Source organism: Synechococcus sp. TAK9802, assembly GCF_014279535.1.
Taxonomy (GTDB): Bacteria; Cyanobacteriota; Cyanobacteriia; order PCC-6307; family Cyanobiaceae; genus Parasynechococcus.
In genome coordinates, this window is record NZ_CP047937.1 from 660,628 (window position 1) to 683,815 (window position 23,188).

Annotated in this window: 27 protein-coding genes and 1 pseudogene; 22 read left to right on the forward strand and 6 right to left on the reverse strand. The window is 63.8% G+C overall.

Annotation, left to right across the window (positions count from 1 at the left end):
- Window positions 1-3 precede the first annotated feature (3 nt).
- Complete coding sequence (locus SynTAK9802_RS03740) at window positions 4-477, reverse strand: CBS domain-containing protein (RefSeq protein WP_186497346.1); 474 nt, start codon at window positions 475-477, stop codon at window positions 4-6.
- A 31-nt stretch (window positions 478-508) separates the two neighbouring features.
- On the opposite strand from SynTAK9802_RS03740, the gene SynTAK9802_RS03745 reads away from it, so the two are divergent.
- The gene (locus SynTAK9802_RS03745; RefSeq protein ID WP_186497348.1) at window positions 509-1,045 is read left to right on the forward strand and encodes a CDP-alcohol phosphatidyltransferase family protein; all 537 of its coding nucleotides are present in this window, start codon (window positions 509-511) and stop codon (window positions 1,043-1,045) included.
- On the opposite strand, the gene SynTAK9802_RS03750 is transcribed toward SynTAK9802_RS03745, so the two are convergent.
- Window positions 1,014-1,934, reverse strand: coding sequence for an NAD-dependent epimerase/dehydratase family protein (locus SynTAK9802_RS03750; RefSeq protein ID WP_186497992.1), 921 nt, complete (start codon window positions 1,932-1,934; stop codon window positions 1,014-1,016). The two genes, SynTAK9802_RS03745 and SynTAK9802_RS03750, sit on opposite strands and share 32 nt — an antisense overlap.
- A 71-nt stretch (window positions 1,935-2,005) precedes the next feature.
- On the opposite strand from SynTAK9802_RS03750, the gene hisA reads away from it, so the two are divergent.
- The 20 genes from hisA (at window position 2,006) to fba (ending at window position 19,494) form a co-directional block, all read left to right on the forward strand.
- Window positions 2,006-2,773, forward strand: coding sequence for a 1-(5-phosphoribosyl)-5-[(5-phosphoribosylamino)methylideneamino]imidazole-4-carboxamide isomerase (gene hisA / locus SynTAK9802_RS03755; RefSeq protein ID WP_186497350.1), 768 nt, complete (start codon window positions 2,006-2,008; stop codon window positions 2,771-2,773).
- Window positions 2,774-2,901: 128 nt separating this feature from the next.
- Complete coding sequence (locus SynTAK9802_RS03760; RefSeq protein WP_226424454.1) at window positions 2,902-3,270, forward strand: Fur family transcriptional regulator; 369 nt, start codon at window positions 2,902-2,904, stop codon at window positions 3,268-3,270.
- Window positions 3,271-3,338: 68 nt separating this feature from the next.
- The gene (locus SynTAK9802_RS03765) at window positions 3,339-4,934 is read left to right on the forward strand and encodes a DUF3685 domain-containing protein (protein WP_186497996.1); all 1,596 of its coding nucleotides are present in this window, start codon (window positions 3,339-3,341) and stop codon (window positions 4,932-4,934) included.
- A 15-nt stretch (window positions 4,935-4,949) separates the two neighbouring features.
- Window positions 4,950-5,516 (forward strand): thylakoid membrane photosystem I accumulation factor, encoded by a 567-nt coding sequence (locus SynTAK9802_RS03770; RefSeq protein WP_186497352.1) that lies wholly within the window; start codon window positions 4,950-4,952, stop codon window positions 5,514-5,516.
- 64 nt (window positions 5,517-5,580) lie between these two features.
- Entirely contained in the window at window positions 5,581-6,741 is a 1,161-nt protein-coding gene (locus SynTAK9802_RS03775; RefSeq protein WP_186497353.1) for a F420-0:Gamma-glutamyl ligase, read from the forward strand.
- A 38-nt stretch (window positions 6,742-6,779) separates the two neighbouring features.
- Window positions 6,780-7,811: a hypothetical protein gene (locus tag SynTAK9802_RS03780; RefSeq protein WP_186497354.1), complete on the forward strand. Its 1,032-nt coding sequence runs from the start codon at window positions 6,780-6,782 to the stop codon at window positions 7,809-7,811.
- Entirely contained in the window at window positions 7,811-8,287 is a 477-nt protein-coding gene (gene ruvX, locus SynTAK9802_RS03785) for a Holliday junction resolvase RuvX (protein ID WP_115132089.1), read from the forward strand. The genes SynTAK9802_RS03780 and ruvX overlap by 1 nt, the downstream gene beginning before the upstream one ends.
- Window positions 8,288-8,307: 20 nt before the next feature.
- Window positions 8,308-8,862: a DUF3727 domain-containing protein gene (locus tag SynTAK9802_RS03790; protein ID WP_186497355.1), complete on the forward strand. Its 555-nt coding sequence runs from the start codon at window positions 8,308-8,310 to the stop codon at window positions 8,860-8,862.
- The gene (locus SynTAK9802_RS03795; protein ID WP_186497356.1) at window positions 8,850-9,371 is read left to right on the forward strand and encodes a YqeG family HAD IIIA-type phosphatase; all 522 of its coding nucleotides are present in this window, start codon (window positions 8,850-8,852) and stop codon (window positions 9,369-9,371) included. Before SynTAK9802_RS03790 ends, SynTAK9802_RS03795 begins: the two co-directional genes overlap by 13 nt.
- The gene (gene proB / locus SynTAK9802_RS03800) at window positions 9,368-10,441 is read left to right on the forward strand and encodes a glutamate 5-kinase (protein WP_186497357.1); all 1,074 of its coding nucleotides are present in this window, start codon (window positions 9,368-9,370) and stop codon (window positions 10,439-10,441) included. Before SynTAK9802_RS03795 ends, proB begins: the two co-directional genes overlap by 4 nt.
- Window positions 10,442-10,476: 35 nt before the next feature.
- The gene (gene lpxD, locus SynTAK9802_RS03805; RefSeq protein WP_186497358.1) at window positions 10,477-11,520 is read left to right on the forward strand and encodes a UDP-3-O-(3-hydroxymyristoyl)glucosamine N-acyltransferase; all 1,044 of its coding nucleotides are present in this window, start codon (window positions 10,477-10,479) and stop codon (window positions 11,518-11,520) included.
- Window positions 11,521-11,552: 32 nt separating this feature from the next.
- Window positions 11,553-12,626, forward strand: a complete 1,074-nt coding sequence (leuB, locus tag SynTAK9802_RS03810) for a 3-isopropylmalate dehydrogenase (RefSeq protein ID WP_186497360.1) — start codon at window positions 11,553-11,555, stop codon at window positions 12,624-12,626.
- A gap of 64 nt (window positions 12,627-12,690) precedes the next feature.
- Window positions 12,691-13,593 carry a phosphoribulokinase gene (locus SynTAK9802_RS03815; protein WP_114987927.1) on the forward strand — a complete coding sequence of 301 codons (903 nt, stop codon included), beginning with the start codon at window positions 12,691-12,693 and terminating at the stop codon, window positions 13,591-13,593.
- A 67-nt stretch (window positions 13,594-13,660) separates the two neighbouring features.
- Window positions 13,661-13,948, forward strand: a complete 288-nt coding sequence (locus SynTAK9802_RS03820; protein WP_115132082.1) for a hypothetical protein — start codon at window positions 13,661-13,663, stop codon at window positions 13,946-13,948.
- Window positions 13,936-14,733 carry an A24 family peptidase gene (locus tag SynTAK9802_RS03825; RefSeq protein WP_186497362.1) on the forward strand — a complete coding sequence of 266 codons (798 nt, stop codon included), beginning with the start codon at window positions 13,936-13,938 and terminating at the stop codon, window positions 14,731-14,733. The genes SynTAK9802_RS03820 and SynTAK9802_RS03825 overlap by 13 nt, the downstream gene beginning before the upstream one ends.
- A gap of 55 nt (window positions 14,734-14,788) precedes the next feature.
- Window positions 14,789-15,670, forward strand: a complete 882-nt coding sequence (gene accD / locus SynTAK9802_RS03830) for an acetyl-CoA carboxylase, carboxyltransferase subunit beta (protein ID WP_115081815.1) — start codon at window positions 14,789-14,791, stop codon at window positions 15,668-15,670.
- A complete protein-coding gene (locus tag SynTAK9802_RS03835) occupies window positions 15,667-16,038 on the forward strand; it encodes a hypothetical protein (protein WP_186497364.1) in 372 nt (123 codons plus the stop codon). Before accD ends, SynTAK9802_RS03835 begins: the two co-directional genes overlap by 4 nt.
- A gap of 1 nt (window position 16,039) precedes the next feature.
- Window positions 16,040-17,119 (forward strand): Gfo/Idh/MocA family protein, encoded by a 1,080-nt coding sequence (locus tag SynTAK9802_RS03840; RefSeq protein ID WP_186497366.1) that lies wholly within the window; start codon window positions 16,040-16,042, stop codon window positions 17,117-17,119.
- Window positions 17,120-17,229: 110 nt separating this feature from the next.
- Window positions 17,230-18,297 carry a class I fructose-bisphosphate aldolase gene (locus tag SynTAK9802_RS03845; protein WP_186497368.1) on the forward strand — a complete coding sequence of 356 codons (1,068 nt, stop codon included), beginning with the start codon at window positions 17,230-17,232 and terminating at the stop codon, window positions 18,295-18,297.
- A 123-nt stretch (window positions 18,298-18,420) separates the two neighbouring features.
- On the forward strand, window positions 18,421-19,494 hold the full coding sequence (fba, locus tag SynTAK9802_RS03850) for a class II fructose-bisphosphate aldolase (RefSeq protein ID WP_114987921.1): 1,074 nt from the start codon (window positions 18,421-18,423) through the stop codon (window positions 19,492-19,494).
- 102 nt (window positions 19,495-19,596) lie between these two features.
- Here fba and SynTAK9802_RS03855 read toward each other — a convergent pair.
- The 3 genes and pseudogenes from SynTAK9802_RS03855 to purS all read right to left on the reverse strand — a co-directional run bounded on the left by SynTAK9802_RS03855 (window position 19,597) and on the right by purS (window position 21,451).
- A pseudogene (locus SynTAK9802_RS03855) lies at window positions 19,597-20,550 on the reverse strand (LD-carboxypeptidase).
- A complete protein-coding gene (gene purQ, locus SynTAK9802_RS03860; RefSeq protein WP_186497370.1) occupies window positions 20,550-21,200 on the reverse strand; it encodes a phosphoribosylformylglycinamidine synthase subunit PurQ in 651 nt (216 codons plus the stop codon). Before purQ ends, SynTAK9802_RS03855 begins: the two are co-directional and overlap by 1 nt.
- Complete coding sequence (gene purS, locus SynTAK9802_RS03865) at window positions 21,197-21,451, reverse strand: phosphoribosylformylglycinamidine synthase subunit PurS (RefSeq protein ID WP_011364806.1); 255 nt, start codon at window positions 21,449-21,451, stop codon at window positions 21,197-21,199. The genes purQ and purS overlap by 4 nt, the downstream gene beginning before the upstream one ends.
- A 397-nt stretch (window positions 21,452-21,848) precedes the next feature.
- Here purS and SynTAK9802_RS03870 point away from each other — a divergent pair, with 397 nt between their 5' ends.
- A complete protein-coding gene (locus SynTAK9802_RS03870; RefSeq protein ID WP_186497372.1) occupies window positions 21,849-22,163 on the forward strand; it encodes a Tat pathway signal protein in 315 nt (104 codons plus the stop codon).
- On the opposite strand, the gene SynTAK9802_RS03875 is transcribed toward SynTAK9802_RS03870, so the two are convergent.
- Complete coding sequence (locus SynTAK9802_RS03875; RefSeq protein WP_186497374.1) at window positions 22,124-23,149, reverse strand: mechanosensitive ion channel family protein; 1,026 nt, start codon at window positions 23,147-23,149, stop codon at window positions 22,124-22,126. The genes SynTAK9802_RS03870 and SynTAK9802_RS03875 overlap by 40 nt on opposite strands.
- Window positions 23,150-23,188 lie beyond the last annotated feature (39 nt).

Sequence of the window (23,188 nt, forward strand, 5' to 3'; positions counted from 1 at the left end):
GAATCAGCCGGCTTGATGGGCGGCGAGGGCACGCACCACGTCGCCCCGGGTGATCACGCCGACGGGGCATTGGTTGCCGTCCAGAACAAACAGGCGTTGCGTGCCCCGTTCATGCAGTTGGGATGCCGCCTTGGGCAGCGCTAACGCCGTATCGCAGCTGTGGGAGTCCTTGCGCATCAGATCGCTCACCTTGGTGCCGAGCACCTGGTGCACCTGCTTGTCCCAGTTCAAGGGATTGCGCAGGTAGATCACGCTGTCCAACAGCATCACGTAGGGGCCGGCGTCAACACCGCTCTCCCGCACCATCAGATCCTGCTCCGTCAGCTCTCCGATCAGACCTCCCTCTGCATTCACCACCGGCAAACCACTCACGTGGTGGTCGCTGATCATCTGCACGGCCTGCTGCAACGGGGTGTCGGGCGTGACCGTCAGCACCGGCTGGGTCATCACATCAGCCACCGTCAGCTGCAGGACCATGATCAAGGTTCAGCTCCTCACATTCTGAGCGTTGTTTCTGTCTTTGCGTTCGATTGCCAACGGGCTCACCGTGGCGCGAGCCGTTGCCGGTTTCCCGCTGATCCTTGCCCTGCAGTTCGGCTGGCAGGACTGGGCCTGGTGGTTGCTGCTGCTGGCCGGGCTCAGTGATGCGGCCGATGGTTGGCTGGCCCGGCGAGCCGGGGGTGGCAGCAGCTGGGGCGCCCGCCTCGACCCCCTCACCGACAAGGTGCTGATCGCGGCACCGTTGCTCTGGCTGGTGTCGTCCGCTGTGTTGCCGCTCTGGGCGGTTTGGTTGTTGCTGGCCCGTGAATTGCTGATCTCGGGCTGGCGCTCCCAGGCCAGTGATGGCGGGCCGGCTTCGCTTTCGGGCAAAGCCAAGACGATCCTTCAGTTCCTCAGCCTGCTGCTGATGCTCTGGCCCTCTGGCTGGATCGCTGCTGCCGGGCTTCAGAGCCTGGGCTGGTGGCTGTACTGGCCCTCCCTCGCCCTGGCTCTGAGCTCAGCTCTGGGCTACATCACGCCCCGATCAGTGCCTCGTCAGAACTGAAGTCTGGCGCTGCGGTTGGGTTCAGGGCGTAGTCGTTGGCGTAGCTGTCGGCCAGGCCCTTGGCCAGGTCGAAGCTGGGTTGCCAGGCCAGTTCGCGTTCCACCCGGGTGATGTCGGTAAGGAAGTGATTGAGCCGCAGCGGGAAGGCCTTGCGCGCCTTGGGGTCCAGATCGCTGGGGTTGAAGCTGCGCAGCTCGAGGCCATCGGGATCGCGGCCGCAGGCCACGGCGGCGGCGCGGATCAGGCCCCGGAAGCTGATGCCCTGCTTGCCAGAGCAGTTGTAGATGCGATTGGCGGCAGCATCCACCTCGATGCAACGGGCCATCGCTTCCGCCAGATCCTCCACATGGCCCAGTTGGGTGATCGTGCTGCCGTCACCGGGCAGCGGAATCGGGCGGTTGTGAACGATGCGATCGAAGAACCAGCGTTCCACCGGGTTGTAGTTGCCCGGGCCAAAGATGTAGGTGGGCCGGAAGCTCGTGAAGGGGATGCCTTCCTTGCGCAGCCAGGCCTCGGTGTCGGCCTTGCCGGCGTGACGGCTCTGGGGATCGGTGGGGCTGGATTCATCCAGGGGCCACTGCTCCGAATCGGCGTACACCCCGGCTGAACTCACGTACACAAAGCGATGGCTGGGGGCCCCGGTGATGGCCACCACGCGGCTGCTGTCCTCTTGCTTGCGTCCGGAGCTGTCGACGATCACATCGAAGCTGCGGCCCTGCAGCGCGCTGAGGCCTTCATCGCTGCTGCGATCGCCACACAGGTGTTCCACGCCGGCGGGTACGGGGTTCTTGCCGCGGGTGAACAGGGTGAGTGCATGGCCCTGGGCTTGCAGGCGGGCCACCAGGGGCCGGCCCACGAAACGGGTTCCCCCCATCACCAGGATCTTCATGCACTTGGGCCCAAAAAGCGCAGCCATTGAAGCGTGGCGCTGCAGGATGGTGGGTCTCTGGTCCGACCCCGATGGAGATCATTCCCGCCATTGATTTGCTCGATGGAGCCTGTGTTCGGCTTCACCAGGGGGATTACGACCAGGTGACCCGCTTCAGTGAGGATCCTGTGGCGCAGGCCCTCAGCTGGCAGAGCCAGGGGGCAACCCGTTTGCATCTGGTGGATCTCGATGGCGCCAAACGGGGTGAGCCGATCAATGACGCAGCGGTGCGGGCCATCACCGCCGCGCTCGACATCCCTGTTCAGCTCGGTGGTGGTGTGCGCTCGCTCGAGCGCGCCGAAGAATTGATCGCCTGTGGCCTGGATCGGGTCATCCTCGGCACGGTGGCGATTGAACGGCCGGAGTTGGTTCAGGAGTTGGCCCAACGCCATCCCTGCCGCATCGTGGTGGGCATTGATGCCAACGATGGCCGGGTGGCCACCCGGGGCTGGATCGAGCAGAGCGATGTTCTGGCCACCGATCTGGCCAAGCAGTTCAGTGCCGCCGGCATCGCGGGGATCATCACCACCGACATCGCCACCGATGGCACCCTCGCCGGCCCCAACCTGGAGGCCCTGCGAACCATGGCGCAGTGCAGCGCTGTTCCGGTGATCGCCTCCGGTGGCATCGGCTGCATGGCCGACCTCCTCTCGCTCCTGCCCCTGGAGCCCCTTGGTGTGACGGGGGTGATCGTTGGCCGAGCCCTCTACGACGGCCGTGTCGACCTGGCGGAGGCCATCGCCGCGTTGGGTGAGGCAAGGCTTCAAGACGTCACCGCCGTGGCGGCAGACATCGCCTGAGCTGGCCTAGGGCCTTATGGTTGAAGAAGCAAGCCTCTTCTGTGGTAAGCGCAGCCGCCGGCAAGAGCAGCACGCCGTCCCCCGCGGGCAGCTTGCAGGAGGTGTTTGAGCAGCGCCGGCGGCTGGGGATGCGCCTCAGCCGTCAGCGGCGCATGGTGCTCGATCTGCTCTGGAGCGAGAAGAGCCACCTCAGCGCCCGCGACATCTTTGAACAGCTGAATCTGAGGGGCCGCAGCATCGGCCATACCTCGGTGTACCAGAATCTCGAAGCCCTTCAGTCGGCTGGGGTAATCGAGTGTCTCGACCGCGCCAGTGGTCGCCTGTACGGCTACCGCAGTGATCCCCACAGCCATCTCACCTGTCTGGACAGCGGTTCGATCGAAGACATCGACGTTGTTCTCCCCGACGATCTGTTGCGTCAGATCGAACAGCGCACCGGCTTTCGCATCGAGTCGTACACCCTGCAATTGAACGGCCGGCGCACCCTGGAGAACTGAGCAGAAGCTCGTTACCTTGAGCTCAACTGTTTCGGGTTCAACCCTTGGTCTCACCTTCGCCGGTGCGGATGTTGCTGCTCGCTCCGGATCTGCTCGGGGAGTCGCTGGCGCTGAAACTCACCTCCTCCCGGGACGATTGGGAGGTGGTGCTTCGCCCTGAACGCCTGACGGGTGCCCCGGCGTTGGTGATCTGGTCGATCGACAGCGTGGCCTCATTGGCGTCGCTTCAGCAGGAGCTGTTCGCTCTGCAGGAGCGCTGGCAGCCCGCCCCGGTGCTTCTGCTGCTGCCCAGCGAGTTACGCCTGTCTCGGGAGCAGCTGCTGGAGCTGCCCGCGGCCGGTCTGCTGCAGAACGTCGATGCCCAGGGCCTGCAGAACGCCATCGAAACCCTGTTGCAGGGCGGACGGGACATTCGCCTGGAGGCTGCGCCGGAGACGCCAAGCCAGCAGCAGACCATGGGCCTGGGCCAGTGGCTGCTGGTGAGTGGCCTGCAGCAGGTGAGCCGGGACCTGCAACGGGTGGAGACCCTGCTCAATCCACCCCCGGAGCAGCCGTTGCTGTTCCTGCTGCTGCAGGGGCGCCGCCGTGAATTGCGCTTCGCCAAGGGCTTGCTGCTTTGGCTATGGGGGCCACTGCAGATGGGCCTCGAGCATGCAGAACCCCTGGGCCCCTCCGTCTCCAGAGATGGATCAGCCACCACCACGGCGATCAGCCTGCGCGAACGCAATGCCGTAGCTGTATGGGATGCCATCCGCGACCGCATCGATGCATCGGTTCAGGCTGGATTGACCAATTCCACCGGCCGTTTGCTGGCAATTGAGGGCCTGCACCCGGATCGTCGCCGGGAGTTGCTGCTGGCCCTGTTGCAACAGCTTGATCAGGTCTTGCAGCGCCTGCGCAGCCGCCAGGACGCCACGGCGATCGCTCAGGCCTGGGATTCGTTGCAGCCCGAGTTGCGCCAGCAGGCCCTCACCGCCCTGGCCGGCAGTTACGTCCAGATCCCCTGCGACGGCGAGCTGCAGCCGGTGGTGGCTTCGCTGCTCAGCCGCGCTGATCTCACCGGCGCTGACGGCGAGCTGCCCGATCCAACCGGAATGCTGGCGCCGCTGGTGGCCGATCAACCGATGCTGGTGAACGGCCTGCTGCTGCCGGCCGATGACCCCAGGGCCTTCCTGCAACTAGAAACCCTGGTGAGCAATTGGCTGGTGAGGACGGCGGAACTGATTGGTGCCGAATTGCTCGATGCCTGTGGTGACTGGCCGGAGCTGCGCCGTTACCTGCTGCGGGACCCCCTCCTGGCCACCCGGGAACTCGACCGGCTCAGGAACCGCTTGAACACCCAGCTGCGTTGGGCGGATTGGGTGGAGCGCCCCATTCAGCTCTACGAAAGCCAGCGCACCCTGTTTCAGTTGCGCTCCGGTCGCATCGAACCGCTGCTTCTGACGGAGCCCCGCGACAAGGAGCTCAATCAGCTGGGTTGGTGGCAGCGGCAGGTGGCCTTGCTCCTGGAAGCCCGGGATGCCCTCGCACCCCAGGTGCAGGCCCTGGTGCGCCGCATCGGCGACCTTGCCGTGATCCTGCTCACCCAGGTGCTGGGGCGCGCTATCGGTCTGGTGGGGCGGGGCATTGCCCAGGGCATGGGCCGCAGCTTCGGCCGCGGTTAGGCCCCTGGGTCCACAATGGCGATCCGCTGCTTCGGCTTGATGCTTGCTTTGGTGCGCTGTCTGATCACCGTTTCGATCGCGCTGCTGCTCCATGTCGCACCAGCCGCCGCTGTGTTGAACAGCGACAGCTACGACGGCAACATCTATGCCCTCTACGCCGGCAATGGCTCGTTGGTTCCCCCCGCCAGCACCCTGGAGGAGTCCCTCGCTGAGGGACGCACGGCCGTGATCGTCTACTACCTGGATGACAGCGCCGTGAGCAAACGCTTCGCTCCGGTGGTGTCGGAACTGCAACGGCTGTGGGGCCGCAGCATCGATCTGCTTCCCCTCTCCACCGATCCGCTGCAGGGCCGTGAAGCGCTGGGGGCCGGAGATCCAGCCACCTATTGGTCCGGAACCATTCCGCAGGTGGTGGTGATCGGCACCGATGGCCGGGTTGTGCTTGATCAGAACGGTCAGGTTCCCCTGGCGGCGATCAACGACGCCATCAGCGCCTCCACCGGTCTTCCCGCTCCGGATCTGGGACGCATTGATCAGGAAGGCAGCTTCAACGAAGTGAACATCGAAGTCACCGCCAACTGAGACGCCCACCGCCATGGCGCCTACGCTGCCGGCCAGTTGTCCCGGTCGTTGAGCCGGATCCGCTGTGTCGCTGCTGCTTGCTCCGCTCGGCCTAGGACTTGCTGTGGCCTGGCTGGAGCTCCGCCATCGCCTCAGACCCGCCTCACCGTTGCGGATGACGCCTCGCGACTGGCGGGTTGATGATCTGGGCGGGCGGCTCCGTATCGAGGGGGTGCTGGAGATCAGCAACCCCCACCCCCGCATGGAGATTTTTGTGCCGGAGCTGCGGGTCGAGCCCGTGCTGCTGGGGTCCTCTGATCCCGCCGGCCTGGAGGTGACAACGCGGATCATTGCCGACCATCTCGACGAGGAGACCCGCGCAGACGGCTACTGGGCGGCCTACATCGTCAAAGGACGCAAAACCACGCGTGCCCGGGTCTCGATCGAGATCACCGGCCCGACCCCATCCGCTCGGGTCGACAGCCTCTGGGTGGATGCCCACTGGGTGAATTACGGACCCTTCGGTCGCCTGCAGCGCCGTCAGGGCGTGCTGGTGCCCTTGAGCCGTCCCCAACCCCTGCAGCCCGATCAAGCCCACTTCCGCCAGGGGGAAGGCTGCCGCGTCTTGCCGCTGCGCACCCACCTGCTCGGTCCCCTGGACGACGCCATCGACGTCCTGCGCACCTACGCCGCTGATCTGGTGCAGCCCGGCGACATCCTCACCATCGGCGAGACCCCCGTGGCTGTGATCCAGGGTCGCTACCGCCATCCCAGTGAGGTGGAGCCCGGCATGGTGGCGCGCCTGGCTTGCCGTGTGTTTCACCCCACCAGCAGCCTGGCCACGGCCTGCGGGATGCAGACCTTGATCGATCTGGTGGGGCCCACCCGGGTGCTGGCCGCCTGGCTGGGGGGTCTGCTGATGAAGCTGGTGGGCATCCCCGGTGGCTTCTATCGCCTCGCCGGTGATCAGGCTCGCTTGATCGACGACATCACCGGCACCACACCGCCCTATGACCAGACAATTGTTCTGGGGCCATCCCGGGCTGAGCAGTTCTGTCGTGATGCTTCTGCCGAACTCGGGGTCGACGTTGCCATCGTTGACGTCAACGACCTTGGCCGAGTGAAGGTGCTGGCCTCCAGCCCCGGCTGTGATGAGGGCTTGCTGGGCCGGGCCCTGCGTCCCAATCCCGCCGGCAATGCCAATGAGCGCACCCCCCTGGTGTTGGTGCGGCCAGGCCTGGAATGAGCGATACATTGTGAGCAGTTGGGGTTGGAGGGTGTCCGGTGACAGAACCCAAGACCACCTCCATCCGCATTGAGCCCCTCAATCCGGCCCACCTGGCCCAGTGGGTTCAGGATGCGCCGATCGATCAGCTCTCACGGTTTCAGGGGTTTCTGATCGGTGAATGGCTCTCCAGGGTCGAGCAACGTTTTCCCGATCTGCTCCCCAGCCGCTCGCCCCGTTGCCTGATGGCCCTCGCGGGGGATCGCCCGGTGGCCAGTGTGGTGGCCCGGCCGTTCAACCGCCGCGGCAGCTGCTGGATCCTTCATTTGCCGGAGCTGCTGGGCCCGCTGGACGATTACAGCCATCGCACCATTCAGCAGTCCCTGCTTCAGCAGGCTCTGCAGTCGTGGACTGCTCAGATTTGCAGCTGGGTGATCCGCTGCCCGGCCACCGATGCCGATGCCATTGCCCTGCTGCGGGAGCTGGGCTTTCAACCGCTTCGTCCGTACCAGTGCTGGTGTCCACCAGGGGCTGGGCTTGATCCACATGGCACCGATCAGTTGCCAGGGAGTCTGCGCTGGGTGGCCTTGAACCGCCGCACCGCCCAATTGCTCTGGCCGATCGAGCAGGGGGGCAGCCACAGCCACCTGCGTCAGATCACCGACCGCCATTGGCTGGATCTGCTGGACCGCAACGGCCCCGGCTGCGGCGTGCTGATGGCTGGAGATGCTGTGTTGGCCGGCTGCATCCGCCTTCCCGATGCGGGAGAGGCCGGGTTCCTGGAACTGATGCGCGACGTCGCCTGGGATCCCCGGCTGGATCAGGCCCTTCCCCAGGTTTTGAACGGGATCCTTCAGCGCGGCCGCCCCCGCGGGTTGCTCACGGCCTTTGACGATGCCCCCCTCAGCCGGATCCTGGAGGCGGAGGGCTGGACCCGTGGCGACGAGCAGCTGCTGCTCGGACGCAGCATGTGGCGGCGTCAGTCACCCCAGCGCAACCTGCAGCTGACCCGATCGCTCGATCAGGTGCTGGGCCGATTGCGGCCCCAGGGCACACCCTTGCCCACACCAAGCCTGGGTGATCGGCACTGATGCGGCCGCGTCCCTGTTCGATCCTCAGCCTCGATGTGGGCCGGCGGCGCATCGGCCTGGCCGGCTGCGATGCCCTGGGCATCAGTGTCACGCCCCTCGCTGCCCTGCGTCGTGGTCGCTTTGATGCGGATCTGGTCGTTCTGCGGGCCCACTGCCGTGAACGGTCGGTGCAGGGGCTTGTGGTGGGTTTGCCTCTGGATGCCGCGGGCCAGCCCACGGCCCAGGCGGAGCATTGCCAGCGTTACGGCCTACGGCTGGCTGCCGCCCTCGATCTGCCCCTGGCCTGGGTGAATGAACACAGCAGCACCTGGGCGGCCGGTGAACAGTTCGGGCTGACGGGCGATCGCAGCGGACGTCTGGACAGTGCAGCCGCTGCCTTGCTGCTGGAGCAATGGCTGGCGGAGGGTCCGGAGCTCAAACCGGCCCAACAGAGTGCGTCAAGGTCGGGCGCCGGGGCGGGCGATGGTGGATCCTGAGCCCAGTCAGAGCCGCGTTGATGTCTGAGTCGGGCCCCGGTAAGAGCAGCGATCACCCCACCCTGCTGGTCCGCGACCGCGAGGGCCATGATCTGCTGTGCTTCCTCGAGCATCTGATCCCGATCGAGGGGCAGGACTACGCCCTGCTCTCGCCGGTCGACACACCGGTGTCGCTGTTTCGGCTCAATGACGATGCAGAGCCGGTGCCGATCACGGAAGTCGCCAGCAGCGAGCCGATTCTCTCGGTGGCTGATGTGGTGCTCCAGGAGCACGACCTGGTTCTGGTGCGATCGGCGATCACACTCACCGTCAGTGGTGAACTGGAGGAGCCGGATCAGGACGAGCTCGACGAGCTGGAAGAGGAAGACGACGTTGATGAGGATGCTGAGACCTTTGAGCTGCTGGTGAGCTTCATGGTCGACGCGGAGGAATACGGCCTCTACATCCCCCTCGATCCCTTCCTGGTGGTGGTGCGGATGGTGGATGGCCAGGCGGTGCTGCTGAGCGACGATGAGCTCGACCGCGTTCAACCCCTGATTGAGGCGGAACTGGAGGAGCGTGAATGGCCGGATTGACGGCACAGCACTGGTTGACCCCCGATTGGGATCCCCACCTCACCATTGCCCAGCTTTCGCTGCCTCACCTCACGGCCCACGGCCTGAAGGCCGCCGTGATCGATGTTGACCGCACCCTTCTGCCCGGTCGTGACGTGACCCTGCCAGGGCCGGTGCGCGACTGGCTGGTGGATGCCGGCCGCCGCCTGCAGTTGCATCTGTTCAGCAACAACCCCTCCCGCGACCGGATTGCTGCCGTGGCTGATCAGCTGCAGGTCAGCTTCACCTTTGGTGCCGGCAAGCCCCGCCGTGGCGCCCTGCGCAGCGTGGTTCGCGATCTCTCGCTGCCCCCGGAGGCGATCGCGATGATCGGCGACCGCCTGTTCACGGATGTGCTCTGCGGTAACCGGATGGGGCTTTACACAGTGTTGGTTCGCCCGGTTCGAGACGACGGAAAGCCCTGCCGCCATGACCGTGTTCAGCGGTTTGAACGCGCCATGGCCCGCGTGATGGGGGCGCCTTCAGCATGACCCTGTGGGTCGTGAAAATCGGCACCAGCCTGCTTCGGGGGGAGACCGCCAGCACGATTGATGGCTACGCCCGCTGCTTTGCAGGGGCCATGGACCGCGGTGACCAGGTGGTGCTGGTCACCAGTGGTGCCGTTGGCCTGGGCTGCCAGAAGTTGGCCCTCACCAACCGACCCGACATGGTGGTGGCCCTGCAGGCGGCTGCGGCCATCGGCCAGGGCGCACTGATGGCGCTGTACGAACGGGCCATGGAACGCCATGGTCGTTCCGTGGCGCAGGTGCTGTTGACCCGCTCCGACCTGGCCGATCGGCGTCGGTATCAGAACGCTTCGGGCACTTTGCGGCAGCTGCTGAGCTGGGGGGTGCTGCCGGTGATCAACGAGAACGATGCCCTTTCGCCGGCGGAGTTGCGCTTCGGCGACAACGACACCCTCTCGGCATTGGTGGCCGCCGCCGTTGAAGCCCAGCAACTGATCCTGCTCACGGATGTTGATCGCCTCTATTCCTCGGATCCGCGGGTTGATGCCAACGCCGAACCGATCTCGGATGTTCGCCACCCCCGGGAGCTGGACTCGTTGGAACAGGGGGCCGGCGACGGGGGGCGCTGGGGCACCGGGGGCATGACCACGAAGCTGGCGGCAGCCCGCATCGCCACCGCCAGTGGCATCACCGTGCAGCTCGCCGATGGCCGCGACCCTGCTCGCCTCGAGGCTTTGCTGTTGGGCGAACGGGGGGGGACGGTGTTCCATCCCCACCCCGAACCCCTGGGCAACCGACGCAGTTGGCTGGCCCACGTGCTTCGGCCTGAGGGTGAACTGCTGCTGGATGCGGGGGCCTGTGCAGCGCTGCAGCACCGTGGTGCGTCCCTGCTGCTGGTGGGTGTGACGGCGGTGCGGGGTGAGTTCGCCGCCAATCAACCCGTTCAGTTGCTGGACCCCGATGGAGAGGACCTGGGCCGTGGCCTCTGTTCGATGGACAGCGACCAGCTGCGGGCCGCGATGAATGACCCATCGCCGGGGGAGTCCTCCCCGGTGGTGGTGCATCGCGATGGTCTGGTGCTTCGCAGCCGTTAACCACGTCTACGATCCGCCGGACTGCCCTGGCCTCCATGCGTTTCAGCACCCTGATCAAGGTTCTGCAGACCGGTGATGCAGGTCTGCGTTGGAGCCAGCCGGGCTTGGACCCATGGCTTGAGGGTGCCGCTTCACTCGATCAGGCCTCAGCCGCGCAGCTCAGCTTTCTGGAGAAGGGCAACGCCCTCACCGCGGCCTTGGGCGCCAGCGGTGTGGGTGCCCTTTTGCTGCCCGACCAACAGGATCTGATTGATCTGGCCTCGAAGCGTGGCATCGCCTTTGCGGTCTTCGCGGATCCGCGTCTGGCCTTCGCTGAAGCCCTCGATCAGTTGAATCCCCGCCGCCGGCCCTTGGCGGAGATTCACCCTTCGGCGGTGATAGATGAACGGGCTGTGGTGGGCCCCGGCACAGCGGTGGGCCCGCGGGTCTGCATCGGGGAGGGAAGCCGTCTTGGTGCCGACTGCATCGTTCATCCCGGGGTGGTGATCTACGACAACGTGGTGGTGGGTGATGGCTGCGAGTTGCATGCCAATGCCGTGCTCCACCCCGGCAGCCGTCTCGGGCGTGGCTGTGTGGTGAACTCCAATGCCGTTGTCGGCTCTGAGGGCTTTGGCTTCGTGCCGACGGCCAAGGGCTGGCGAAAAATGCCGCAGACCGGCCAGGTGGTTCTTGAAGACGGCGTTGAGGTGGGTAGCGGTACCACCATTGATCGCCCTTCCGTCGGCGAGACCCGCATTGGTGCCGGCACCAAGATCGACAACCTTGTGCAGATCGGCCATGGCGTCACCACCGGCCGTGGCTGTGCCTTCGCCTCCCAGGTGGGCATCGCCGGTGGCGCCCACATCGGTCAGGGGGTGATCCTGGCGGGCCAGGTGGGGGTCGCCAATCGTGTTGTCGTCGGCGATCGCGTCATCGCCAGCTCCAAGACCGGCATTCACGCTGATGTGGCCCCCGGAGAGGTGGTGAGTGGTTTTCCCGCGATTCCGAATCGCCTCTGGCTGCGATGTGCCGCCACCTTCAGCAAGCTGCCGGAGATGGCCAAGACCCTGCGGGAGCTCAAGCGGGACACCCCTCAGTAACCTCAGCGGTCGACCTGCCGCACCGCACCGTCATGGCTCAGCACCGCGTTGTTCTCCTGCCCGGTGATGGCATCGGCCCCGAGATCACCGCTGTTGCCCGTCAGCTGCTGGAGGTGGTGAGCCAGCGCCATGGCTTTTCGCTGAGCTTCGAGGAGCAGCTGATCGGTGGTAGCGCCATCGATTCCACCGGTGAGCCGTTGCCCGCCAGCACCCTCGAAGCCTGCAAGGCAGCCGATGCGGTGTTGCTGGCCGCCATCGGCAGCCCCCGTTTCGACAGCCTTCCTCGAGAGAAACGCCCGGAAACCGGCCTGCTTGGCCTGCGCGCCGGCATGGAGCTGTTTGCCAATCTGCGGCCGGTGAAGATTGTTCCGGCCCTCATCGATGCCAGCAGCCTCAAGCGTGAGGTGATCGAGGGGGTGGACCTGATGGTGGTGCGGGAACTCACCGGGGGGATCTACTTCGGTCAGCCCAAGGGACGAATTGAGACCGAGACGGACGAGCGCGGCTTCAACACCATGACCTACTCCGCCTCGGAGGTGGATCGGATCGCGAAGGTGGCCTTTGAGATCGCCCAGGAGCGGCGGGGCCGGCTCTGCTCGGTGGACAAGGCAAATGTGCTCGATGTGAGCCAGCTCTGGCGGGACCGCGTGGATGCCATGGCGCCCAGCTATGGCGCTGTGGAGGTGAGCCACATGTATGTGGACAACGCGGCGATGCAGCTGGTGCGTGATCCCCGCCAGTTCGATGTGCTGCTCACCGGCAACCTCTTCGGCGACATCCTCAGCGACGAGGCCGCGATGCTCACCGGCTCCATCGGCATGCTGCCCTCCGCCTCCCTCGGCAGTGAGGGCCCGGGGTTGTTTGAGCCTGTGCACGGTTCAGCCCCCGACATCGCCGGTCAGGACAAGGCCAATCCCATGGCCATGGTGCTGTCGGCCGCAATGATGCTGCGCATCGGCCTCAAGCAGGCCGCGGCTGCCGATGATCTTGAGGCTGCTGTGGATGCCGTTCTGGCCGGTGGCTTCCGCACCGGTGATCTCATGGCAGAAGGCTGCACCCAGCTGGGTTGTCGCGCCATGGGTGAGCAATTGCTCAAAGCTCTGTAAGCCAGAGATTGGTGCAATCGGGCCCTGATCTGGCAGGATCGCCGGGCCCGTAGTCCCTGCGTCGATGTCGAAGCGTCATCCGGTTGTCGCTGTTACCGGTTCTTCCGGAGCTGGAACCAGCACCGTCAAGCGCGCCTTCGAGCACATCTTTGCGAGGGAAGGCATTACCCCTGCAGTGGTGGAAGGCGACAGCTACCACCGCTACGAGCGGATGCCCATGAAACAGGCCATGGCGGATGCCCTGGCCAAGGGTGAGAACTTCTCCCACTTCGGCCCTGAGGCCAACCTCTTCGACAAGCTCGAGGAACTGTTCCGCACCTATGGCGAAACCGGTGCTGGTCAGAAGCGCTACTACCTCCACAGCGTTGAAGAAGCGGCTGAACACAATGCCCGTCTTGGCGTCAACCTCGAGCCGGGTCAGTTCACGCCTTGGGAAGACATCCCGACCGGCACTGACGTTCTGTTCTACGAAGGCCTCCACGGCGGTGTGAAGGGCGAGGGCTACGACGTGGCCGCCCTGGCCGACCTCCTGGTGGGTGTGGTGCCGATCACCAACCTTGAGTGGATTCAGAAGATTCACCGCGACAACGCTGAGCGTGGTTATTCCGCTGAAGCGATCGTTGACACGATCCTGCGCCGGATGCCTGATTACATCAATCACATCTGCCCGCAGTTCAGCCAGACCGACATCAACTTCCAGCGTGTTCCCACTGTGGACACCTCCAACCCCTTCATCTGCCGGAACATCCCGACCCCGGATGAAAGCTTCGTGATCATCCACTTCCGCAAGGGAGCTCGCGAGAAGTGGGGAATCGACTTCGGTTACCTGCTGAACATGATCCACGATTCCTTCATGTCCAGCCCCACCAGCATCGTGGTGAACGGCGGCAAGATGGGCTTCGCCATGGAACTGATCCTCACTCCGATCATTCACCGCATGATCGAAGAGAAGAACAAGCTCAGCTGATCGCTTCTCCCACCAACAATCGTCTCTACAATGGGCCTATCTGAGTGATCAGGTGGGCTCTATTTCTTTGTCAACGCCCTCCTTTGAAATCCGCGGAGCCTCGGGGGCGCCCTCGACGCCCCGCTGGGATCGCATTGACAGCCGCTCGCTGATCGCCCAGGCCCGTCGCATTTATTTCGCCTATCTCTCCAGCACCCCTGCGGGGCAGGAGCCTCTCGGTGTGGTGGTGGATCCGCAGGAACCCGATGGCCGCGTGGTCTTCGAGACCCCTGTTCTTTTGCCGGACGAAGAGTTCATTGCCATCGATCTGATCCGGGGACGCACGAGCCGCGGTCGGACCCGATGGAAGGGTTGATCCTGGCTTGGGCCGGCCTGCTGGGCGCCTGCGTCGGCAGCTTCACCAACGTGGTGGCCTGGCGCTTGCCCCGCCAGGAATCGGTGGTCTTTCCCGGCAGCCACTGCCCCAAATGCGGCCTTGCCATCCGCTGGCATGACAATCTCCCGGTGCTCGGTTGGCTGCTGCTGAGGGGCCGCTGCCGCGACTGTGATGCAGCGATCAGCTGGCGCTACCCCGCTGTGGAGGCCCTGAGTGCCGGCCTCTGGATCTCGGCGCTGTTGGTGTGGCCTGGTGCTGGTGGGGAGCTGCCTGATCTTTGGCTCCCCTGGGCTGGTTTCACCCTGATCGCGCTGCTGTTGCCGCTGGTGTTGATCGATCTGGATCACCTTTGGTTGCCGGAGCCCCTGTGCCGCTGGGGTGTGGTGCTGGGCCTGCTCGTCAGCACGGCTGCTGGCATTCCTGTTCTGGCCAGCCATTTGATCGCCGCGGTGCTGGCCCTGCTGCTGTTGGAAGGCCTCAGTGCCTTGGCCGAGCGGTTGTTGGGACAGCCTGCGCTGGGCCTGGGCGATGCCAAGTTGGCGGCGCTGGGCGGGGCATGGCTGGGCCCTTGGGGCATCGTAGCGGCAATGGCCCTTGCGGTTGTCTCGGGAGCTTTGGTTGGAAGCACCGCTCGTCTCAGCGGCCGGTTGGGCCCCAGGGAACCATTCCCCTTCGGTCCCTTCATTGCCCTGGGCATCTGGCTGGTCTGGTTGACCGGTCCGCAGTGGTGGTGGAACACCTGGGTGATGCTGTTGGGCGCTTGATTCCCCAGCGTCTCTTCCCAGTCCGGCTTTTAATGGTGTGAGCTGACGGCCCTGTGTGTCTCTGTTCGATTGGTTTGCTGATCGCCGCAAGGGTCAGTACGTCGCCAACGTCAAGCAGGAACCCGATGAAGGCGATGGGCTGTGGAGCAAATGCCCGGAGTGTGGTCAGGTCGTTTATCTCAAAGACCTGAAACTCAATGCCAGTGTTTGCGCCAACTGCGGCCATCACCACCGGATCGACAGTGCTGAGCGCATCGCACTGATCGCGGACCCCGACAGCTTCCAAGTGCTGAATGCGGATCTTTCACCGGTGGATCCCCTCGGATTCAAAGACCGGCGCGCCTACGCCGACCGACTGCGGGAAAGTCAGGCCTCGACGGGGCTGCGGGATGGTGTCGTCACCGGGCTCTGCCGGGTGGAGGGCATCCCCATGGGCCTGGCAGCGATGGACTTCCGTTTCATGGGGGGATCGATGGGCTCGGTGGTCGGGGAGAAAATCACCCGTCTGATTGAGGAGTCCACCGCCCGCAAGCTGCCGCTGCTCATCGTCTGTGCCTCCGGCGGTGCTCGGATGCAGGAGGGGATGCTCAGCCTGATGCAGATGGCGAAGATCTCCGGCGCGCTGGAACGCCACCGCGAAGCCGAGCTGCTCTACATGCCCTTGCTCACCCACCCCACCACGGGGGGTGTGACCGCCAGTTTCGCCATGCTGGGCGACCTGATCCTGGCGGAACCGAAGGCTTTGATTGGTTTTGCTGGCCGCCGGGTGATCGAGCAGACCCTGCGGGAGAAGCTGCCCGACAATTTCCAGACGGCCGAATATTTGCAGGAGCACGGCTTCGTGGACACGATCGTTCCCCGCACCCAGCTGCGCTCCACCCTGGCCAACCTTCTGCGCCTGCACGGCTGCAAACCTATGGAGCTCACCAGCGCATGATCCGAGCTGGTTGTTTGCTGATCCTGGCCTTGGTCTGCTGGGTCGCCCCCGCGCTAGCGGGCCCCGTGGAATGGATCGAGGTGCCTGCCACCGACGCGGGCCAGCAGTGGTGGGATCGCGGCAGTGTGCGCATCGATCGGGATGGTTACCGAACCGTGCTCAGCCGGTTCACCCCAGCGGCCACTGAGGATGGAGAGCAGCCCTCCGGCGAGCTCTATGTAATGCAGCTGGACTGCTCCCAGGAGCTGTATCGCGACAAACAGGTGAATGGTTTGCCTCGTTTTCGTGCCCAATGGCAGCCTGCCGGGGATGACGGGCTGATCACCTCCGTGATTGAGGCTGTCTGTGCCGAACCCCTCCCCAGCTGAGATGTCCCCAGAACCTCTTGGTGTTGCCGTCGCCGGTCTCGGCTTCGGGGAGAAGGTGCACCTGCCGGCCCTTGCGGCAGCGCCTGATCTCGAGGCAGTGGCGCTTTGGCACCCTCGCCAGGAGCGCTTGGATGCCGCCACAGCCGCCCATGGCTTGAAGGGATTCAGGGACTGGGACGCTCTGCTGGCCGATCCCGCGGTGGACGCGGTGATCATCGCCACCCCACCGGCACCCCGCTTCGACCTGGCCCGCCAGGCCCTGGAGGCTGGCAAGCATCTGCTGCTGGAAAAGCCCATCGCGCTGCATGCCGATCAAGCCCGCGAGCTGCAGCGGCTGGCCCTGGCAAGGGGGCTCTCAGTAGCTGTGGACTACGAATACCGGGCTGTTCCCCTGTTCATGCAGGCTGCACGCCTTCTGCAGGCCGGTGCTGTCGGCACGCCCTGGCTGGTGAAGCTCGACTGGTTGATGGGCAGCCGTGCCGATCCCCAGCGCGGCTGGAACTGGTATGCCCAGGCGGATCAGGGTGGCGGTGTGATCGGAGCGCTCGGAACGCATGCCATGGACATGCTGGCCTGGCTGATCGGTCCCCTTGGGACCGTCCAGGCCCTGAACAGCGTTTCGATTAAGCAGCGCCCTCATCCCGATGGTGGTCTTGCCGCTGTGGATGCTTCCGATGTGTCGCTGCTGCAGACCGTGGCCCATTGGCAGGGAAGGCAGGACCTGCCGGTGCCGGCGCAGGTCAGCCTCAGTTCCGTGTCGCGCAACGGGCGCGGGTTCTGCCTGGATGTGGTGGGGTCGTCGGGGTCGCTGCTGCTCAGCAGCACCAATCAGAAGGACTACGTCCATGGCTTTGAGCTGCAGCATGCTCCGCTCGGCGAGCCCTTCCGCGCCGTGGAAGCTGATGCCGACTTCGCCTTTTCGGAAACCTGGGCGGATGGCCGCATCGCCCCTGTGGCTAGGGTGCTCGGCTGGTGGGCCCAGAGCATCCGCAGTGGGCGACCGATGCTGCCTGGACTGGCCGAGGGCGTAGCCAGTCGTGTGGCCTGCGACCAAGCACAGACGTCACTTGCTCACAACTGATTGCGCCAAATGATGCAATCCCTTGGTTCCAATTTGAAGGCGTTTTTGTAACTCAAGTCAATTTGTTTGTCGCTTCAGATCGAAGAATTGCCTTCCACTGAATCGACCCCATGGCTCTGGCGGATTACTCCTCGGAATTGATGGCTACAGCCCAAGCCCTAGCCGCTCCTGGTAAGGGGATCTTGGCTGTTGACGAATCCACCAAGACGATTGGTAAACGTCTCGGCTCAATCGGTGTCGAGAACACGGAAGCGAACCGTCAGGCTTACCGCGGAATGCTCTTCACCACAGCAGGCTTGGGTGAATTCATCAGCGGCGCCATTCTTTACGAAGAGACCCTGTTCCAAAGCCACGCCGATGGCGAGTCGATGGTCGACAAATTGGGCAAGCTTGGAATCATCCCCGGCATCAAGGTTGATAAGGGCCTGAGGCCCCTGGGTGGAGCCAATGCCGTCGAGACGCTTTGCACCGGCCTTGATGGGTTGGTTGAGCGTGCTGCCGACTACTACGCCCAAGGTGCACGCTTCGCTAAGTGGCGTGCTGTGCTGCAGATCACCGCAGATGGCTGTCCTTCAGCCCTCTCCATTCGCGAAAACGCTTGGGGCCTTGCCCGTTATGCCCGCTCTGTTCAGGAATCAGGTTTGGTACCGATCGTGGAGCCCGAAATCCTGATGGACGGCAATCACAGCATCGAAACCACAGCTCGTATCCAGGAGCATGTGATTCAGGAGGTTTATCACGCTTGTCACGCCAACGGTGTTCTGCTCGAAGGCACTCTTCTGAAGCCTTCCATGACCGTTCAAGGGGCTGATTGTGCTGAGAAGGCCGATCCAGCAAAAGTTGCTGCCATGACGGTGCGAACCCTTGAGAGAAGTGTTCCTGCCAGTGTCCCCGGCATCGTGTTCCTCTCCGGAGGTCTGAGTGAGGAGGCCGCCTCGGTTTACCTCAATCACATGAACAGCATTGAGCGCAAAGCCAAGTGGAACCTGGGTTTCTCCTATGGCCGTGCTCTTCAGCACTCCTGCCTCAAAGGCTGGGCTGGTTCCAAACTGGAAGCTGGTCAGAAAGCCCTGCTTGCAAGAGCTCAGGCCAACTCTGAGGCTTCTCGAGGTCAGTACGTGCCTGGATCACAGCCTTCCTCGGATGAGCAGCTGTTTGTCGCTGGTTACACCTACTGAATCGGATTTCACCAAGCCCTGTCGTTCGTTCAACAGGGCTTGGTGACAATTTGAACACAACTAGGTAAAGTCGTCGCCCGGCGGAGTCTTATCCGTCAAGGTTCTCCGTTTCAGACTTTTCCTATGGCGCTCGTTCCGCTTCGGCTCCTGCTCGACCACGCCGCTGAGAACGGCTACGGCATTCCTGCGTTCAATGTGAACAATCTGGAGCAGGTCCAGGCCATCATGGAAGCGGCTGACGAGACCGACAGCCCTGTGATCCTCCAGGCCTCCCGCGGCGCTCGCAGCTACGCCGGTGAGATCTTCCTGCGTCACCTGATCCTGGCCGCAACCGAGACCTATCCCCACATCCCTGTGGTGATGCACCAGGACCACGGCAACGCCCCTGACACTTGCTACTCCGCTGCCATCAACGGTTTCACCTCCGTGATGATGGACGGTTCCCTGGAAGCCGACGCCAAGACACCCGCCAGCTACGACTACAACGTCAACGTCACCAAGCAGGTGGTGGACTTCGCCCACTCCGTGGGTGTGAGCGTTGAGGGTGAGCTGGGTTGCCTGGGCTCCCTGGAAACCGGCAAGGGTGAAGCCGAGGACGGCCACGGTTTCGAAGGCGAGCTGTCCAAGGACATGCTGCTCACCGATCCCGCTGAGGCTGCCGACTTCGTTGCCAAGACCAAGTGCGACGCTCTGGCCATCGCCATCGGCACCAGCCACGGCGCTTACAAGTTCACCCGCAAGCCCACTGGTGAAGTGCTGGCCATCAGCCGCATCGCTGAGATCCACAAAGCCATCCCCAACACCCACCTGGTGATGCACGGCTCCTCCTCCGTTCCCCAGGAATGGCTGGAGATGATCAACAAGCACGGTGGTGCTATCCCCGAGACCTACGGCGTTCCCGTCGAGGAAATCCAGGAAGGCATCCGTAACGGTGTGCGCAAGGTGAACATCGACACCGACAACCGTCTCGCCTTCACCGCTGCTGTGCGTGAAGCGGCCATGGCCGATCCTTCCAACTTCGACCCCCGCCACTTCAACAAGCCTGCTCGCAAGTACATGAAGCAGGTCTGCCTGGACCGTTACCAGCAGTTCTGGGCTGCCGGCAACGCCAGCAAGATCCAGCAGCAGAGCATCACCTACTACGCCGGCCTCTACGCCAAGGGCGCTCTTGATCCCAAGGCTGCCGTCGCTGCCTGACCATCACGATCAATGGATCCAATCACTGGGGGCTGAAAGGCCCCCTTTTTTTGTGGTGCTGCTCGATCGGGAGCAGCGTCACGCTTTGATCAGGCCATCACATCAGGCCATCAGGCTGAGCAGGCCGTGCTTGCCGTCCAGCTGTGCCTGCGCTCCCAGGGGCAAGGCTTGGTTGGGCCGTGCATGGCCCAGCGGCAGATTCAGCACCAGCGGTATGCCCAGATCGCCCAGGCGTTCCTCCAGGATCTCGTCCATCGTGAAATCGCCGGGAAGGATGTCGTCTTCAGCCCAGCTGAAGCGGCCGCAGGCCACCCCTGCCAACTGCTGCAACAGGCCTGCGCTGCGCCACTGGGTGAGCATCCGATCAACCCGGTAGGGCGCCTCGCCCACGTCTTCCAGCACCAGGATGGCCCCCTTCAGGGAGGGAAGCCAGGGCGTGCCGATCAGGTGGGTCGCCACGGTCAGGTTGGTGACCACCAAGGGTCCGCGCGCGATCCCCCGCCGTCGTGGCTCGCCCAGCAGGGGCGCTACGGGACGGCCACAGAGCAAGTCCACCGTGCGTTGCCATTGCGCCTCTGTGCCGCCGCTGGATCCATGGATGGCCCCCGGCAGGCCAGCTGCTCACTGGGCCAGCAGCAGGGAGCTGGTGTCGGAGAACCCCAGGCTCCATTTGGGATGGCGCGGAAAACGAAAACCGGCTTCGAGCACGCGGGCGGCCCCCCAGCCCCCGCCAAGGGTCACCACGGCATCCAGCGTTGGATCGTTCCAGGCTGACCTCAGATCTTCAACCCGTTCCTGGTCGGTTCCTGAGAAATAGCGCCATTGACGGGTGACGGCTGCGGGAATCTCCAGATGCCACTGCTGTTGATCACAGCGCTCGCGCAAGGCTTGGAGATCCGTATCCGGATCCATCCAGGTGCCGGGGTTCATGGCGCGGATGCGTGATCCAGGCTTCAAGGGTTTCAGCCTGCGCTGGACCGCCATGGCCCTGGAGGAGAGCAGGGCCGTGATGATCGTGGATGCCCCTGAGATCAGCAGCGTCCGGCGGGTTGGCATCAGCCCAGCAGGGCTTCCAGCATGCGGCGGCCGTCGGTTCCTCCCGTGGCCGGATCACAGGCCCGCTCGGGGTGGGGCATCAGGCCCAGAACGCTGCCGCTGGTATTGGTGATGCCTGCGATGTCGGACACCGACCCGTTGGGGTTGTTGCCGTAGCTCAGGGCGATGGCGTCGTCGTCCTGCAGCTGCTTGAGCGTGTCATCGCTGCACTGGTAGCGGCCTTCACCGTGGGCGATCGGCAGGGTCAGGGCCCCGTCGTTGTACCCCTGCATCCAAGCCGTGCGCTGGCTCACCACCTTGAGGGGTGCGTCTTCACAGATGAAGTGCAGATCGCGGTTCCTGGTGAGGGCGCCGGGGAGCAGGCCCAGTTCCGTGAGCACCTGAAATCCGTTGCAGATACCGAGCACGCGACCGCCCTTGGCTGCAAAGTCGATCAAGGACTGCAGGGCTGGTGCGAAGCGGGCAATGGCGCCGCAACGCAGGTAGTCGCCGTAGCTGAAACCGCCCGGCAGAACGATGGCGTCAAAGCCGCTGAGGTCTGTCTCCTCATGCCAGACCCGACGCGTGCTCATCCCAAGGCAACCCTCGGTTGCCCATTGCACATCCCGGTCGCAGTTGGAGCCGGGAAAAACGATGACCCCGATGCTCATGACTGCTCCAGCTCCAGGCTCCAGTCTTCGATCACCGGGTTGGCCAGCAAGCGATCACTGAGCAGTTCCAACCTGCGGCGGGCCTCGGCCTCATCAGGAGCCTCAAGCTCCATTTCCACGGCTTTACCGATCCGCAGCTTGCTGAGGCCTTCCACCCCAAGTCTTTCAGCGGCACCACGCGCGGCTTCTCCGGCTGGATCGAGGACGGAGGGGCGCAGACGCACGAGGACGCGGGCTTGAAAACGCGGCACGATCAGCAACTGGTCTGATCAAATCCTGACAGACACCAAACCCTGAAGAGATCCGGTGCGCCTCAACGGCGTGACCATCGCCCGGCCCCATGGTGAAAAGGAGGCCTTTCGCCAGCGTGCTGCCGAGTTAGTGTCTGTGCTTCGCATTCAGCTCTGGACCGCGGCTCTGCTGCTGATGTGCAGCTCTGCAGCTGGGAGTTCAGCAGCAGCGCGTCGACTTTGTCCATGACGGCAGCGGCCAGATGATGATGCGGGTTGGTGAGGGCGAGGACTGGCGGGAGGTGCAACCCTTCTGGACGGCTGACCACAGCCTCTGATGGGGTTCCGTTTGTGCCACGGGTGCCGTTCCGTTGGAGTGAAACCGGGGTGATAGATCTGAATTGAGGGCAGATTCCCCATGGCAGTTTTTTCTCTCCCTTGTTCCAGCTGTGGAACACCCGTTGAGATTCCGGGGCGTTACGGCTTCAAGTTGAAGAGTGCAGGCGTCACCAACACGGTGTGCATCCGCTGCCGGCAGGGGGCATTTCTGGCGTCACGACGCGACAACATCTCCAGCCCGATTGCCCTTGCTTCCAGTTCTGATCGTCGTCGCCTGATCCCCCTCACAGCTGCTGTGGCGGTCTTGTCCCTGTTGATCGGGGGTGTTGTTTGGCGCTCTGCTGTGCCAACGGCTCAGGAGGCTTTGCCGGCGAGTGAATCTCCCTCCAAGTAGAGCGTCCTGCTTGGGAAGGCAAAGTCGATGCCTTCTTGGGCGAAGGCCTCCATGATTCCGAGGTTGATGGCTTGCTGTTCGTTCAGAGCGACCGTGAAATCGCGGGTGTCGATGTAATAAACCAGTTCAAAATTCAAGCTTGAATCAGCAAATTCGGTGAAGTGGCAGCGGTTGAAGGTGCTGTGGGCCTGAGCGTCGATCACGGCCTGAACCATCGTCGGGATTGCCTTCATCTGCTCGACCGATGTGCTGTAGGTGACGCCAATCGAATAGATCATCCGGCGTTGCGCCATTTCAGCGAAATTGAGGATGGTGGAGCCTGTAAGTGATGAGTTGCTCATTACCACCTGTTCGCCGCGCAGGCTGCGCAGATGGGTGGAGCGAACACCGATGCGTTCCACCGTTGCTGATGTGGAGCCCACCGTGATGAATTGCCCAACGGTGAAAGGCTTGTCCAGAAGAATCATCAGGTAGGCGAACAATTCCTGGGCCGGTTCTTTCAGGGCCAAGCCAATGCCGATGCCGCCGGCACTGAGCAAACCCCAGATCACCGTCATCTTCACGCCAAGGCTCTGCAGCAGCACCAAGGTGCCGATCGCCCAAACCACGGTTTTCAGCAGCGGGAGCAGGCTTTGGAGGAGTTGTTGAAGATCATCCGCGCCTGCACGGCGCACCAATCCGAACAGGAATCGCGCTCCGATTCGGTTGACCAACCGAATCAGAATGATCGTGCCAACAATGCGCAGCGATGTGTCGTAGGCCCTTGAAATGTTGGTGGGCAAGCCCAAATCATCCTGAGCAAGGATCAGCGTGACCACCAAGCCGAAAGGCACCACCGAAGCGGCGAAGGCATTGAGCACAAAGTCGTCGAAGTCGGTTTTGCTTCGCTTGGTGAACCGAGGAAAAACTGTCTTACAAATGAACGCCAGGCTCAAGGTGATGGCTGAACCGATCAGCAGCTTCGCTAGGAAATCAGTCAGATCCATCGCTCACACCGGAGATACCGCGTGATTGTCGGTGGCCTT

Excerpts from the sequence above, each read along its gene's own strand:
- SynTAK9802_RS03740 (WP_186497346.1), bottom strand. The coding sequence starts at position 477 with ATGGTCCTGCAGCTGACGGTGGCTGATGTGATGACCCAGCCGGTGCTG.
- SynTAK9802_RS03750 (WP_186497992.1), bottom strand. The coding sequence starts at position 1,934 with ATGAAGATCCTGGTGATGGGGGGAACCCGTTTCGTGGGCCGGCCCCTG.
- hisA (WP_186497350.1), top strand. The coding sequence starts at position 2,006 with ATGGAGATCATTCCCGCCATTGATTTGCTCGATGGAGCCTGTGTTCGG.
- SynTAK9802_RS03760 (WP_226424454.1), top strand. The coding sequence starts at position 2,902 with ATGCGCCTCAGCCGTCAGCGGCGCATGGTGCTCGATCTGCTCTGGAGC.
- SynTAK9802_RS03765 (WP_186497996.1), top strand. The coding sequence starts at position 3,339 with ATGTTGCTGCTCGCTCCGGATCTGCTCGGGGAGTCGCTGGCGCTGAAA.
- SynTAK9802_RS03770 (WP_186497352.1), top strand. The coding sequence starts at position 4,950 with ATGGCGATCCGCTGCTTCGGCTTGATGCTTGCTTTGGTGCGCTGTCTG.
- ruvX (WP_115132089.1), top strand. The coding sequence starts at position 7,811 with ATGCGGCCGCGTCCCTGTTCGATCCTCAGCCTCGATGTGGGCCGGCGG.
- SynTAK9802_RS03790 (WP_186497355.1), top strand. The coding sequence starts at position 8,308 with ATGTCTGAGTCGGGCCCCGGTAAGAGCAGCGATCACCCCACCCTGCTG.
- SynTAK9802_RS03795 (WP_186497356.1), top strand. The coding sequence starts at position 8,850 with ATGGCCGGATTGACGGCACAGCACTGGTTGACCCCCGATTGGGATCCC.
- proB (WP_186497357.1), top strand. The coding sequence starts at position 9,368 with ATGACCCTGTGGGTCGTGAAAATCGGCACCAGCCTGCTTCGGGGGGAG.
- lpxD (WP_186497358.1), top strand. The coding sequence starts at position 10,477 with ATGCGTTTCAGCACCCTGATCAAGGTTCTGCAGACCGGTGATGCAGGT.
- leuB (WP_186497360.1), top strand. The coding sequence starts at position 11,553 with ATGGCTCAGCACCGCGTTGTTCTCCTGCCCGGTGATGGCATCGGCCCC.
- SynTAK9802_RS03815 (WP_114987927.1), top strand. The coding sequence starts at position 12,691 with ATGTCGAAGCGTCATCCGGTTGTCGCTGTTACCGGTTCTTCCGGAGCT.
- SynTAK9802_RS03825 (WP_186497362.1), top strand. The coding sequence starts at position 13,936 with ATGGAAGGGTTGATCCTGGCTTGGGCCGGCCTGCTGGGCGCCTGCGTC.
- SynTAK9802_RS03835 (WP_186497364.1), top strand. The coding sequence starts at position 15,667 with ATGATCCGAGCTGGTTGTTTGCTGATCCTGGCCTTGGTCTGCTGGGTC.
- SynTAK9802_RS03840 (WP_186497366.1), top strand. The coding sequence starts at position 16,040 with ATGTCCCCAGAACCTCTTGGTGTTGCCGTCGCCGGTCTCGGCTTCGGG.
- SynTAK9802_RS03845 (WP_186497368.1), top strand. The coding sequence starts at position 17,230 with ATGGCTCTGGCGGATTACTCCTCGGAATTGATGGCTACAGCCCAAGCC.
- fba (WP_114987921.1), top strand. The coding sequence starts at position 18,421 with ATGGCGCTCGTTCCGCTTCGGCTCCTGCTCGACCACGCCGCTGAGAAC.
- purQ (WP_186497370.1), bottom strand. The coding sequence starts at position 21,200 with ATGAGCATCGGGGTCATCGTTTTTCCCGGCTCCAACTGCGACCGGGAT.
- SynTAK9802_RS03870 (WP_186497372.1), top strand. The coding sequence starts at position 21,849 with ATGGCAGTTTTTTCTCTCCCTTGTTCCAGCTGTGGAACACCCGTTGAG.
- SynTAK9802_RS03875 (WP_186497374.1), bottom strand. The coding sequence starts at position 23,149 with ATGGATCTGACTGATTTCCTAGCGAAGCTGCTGATCGGTTCAGCCATC.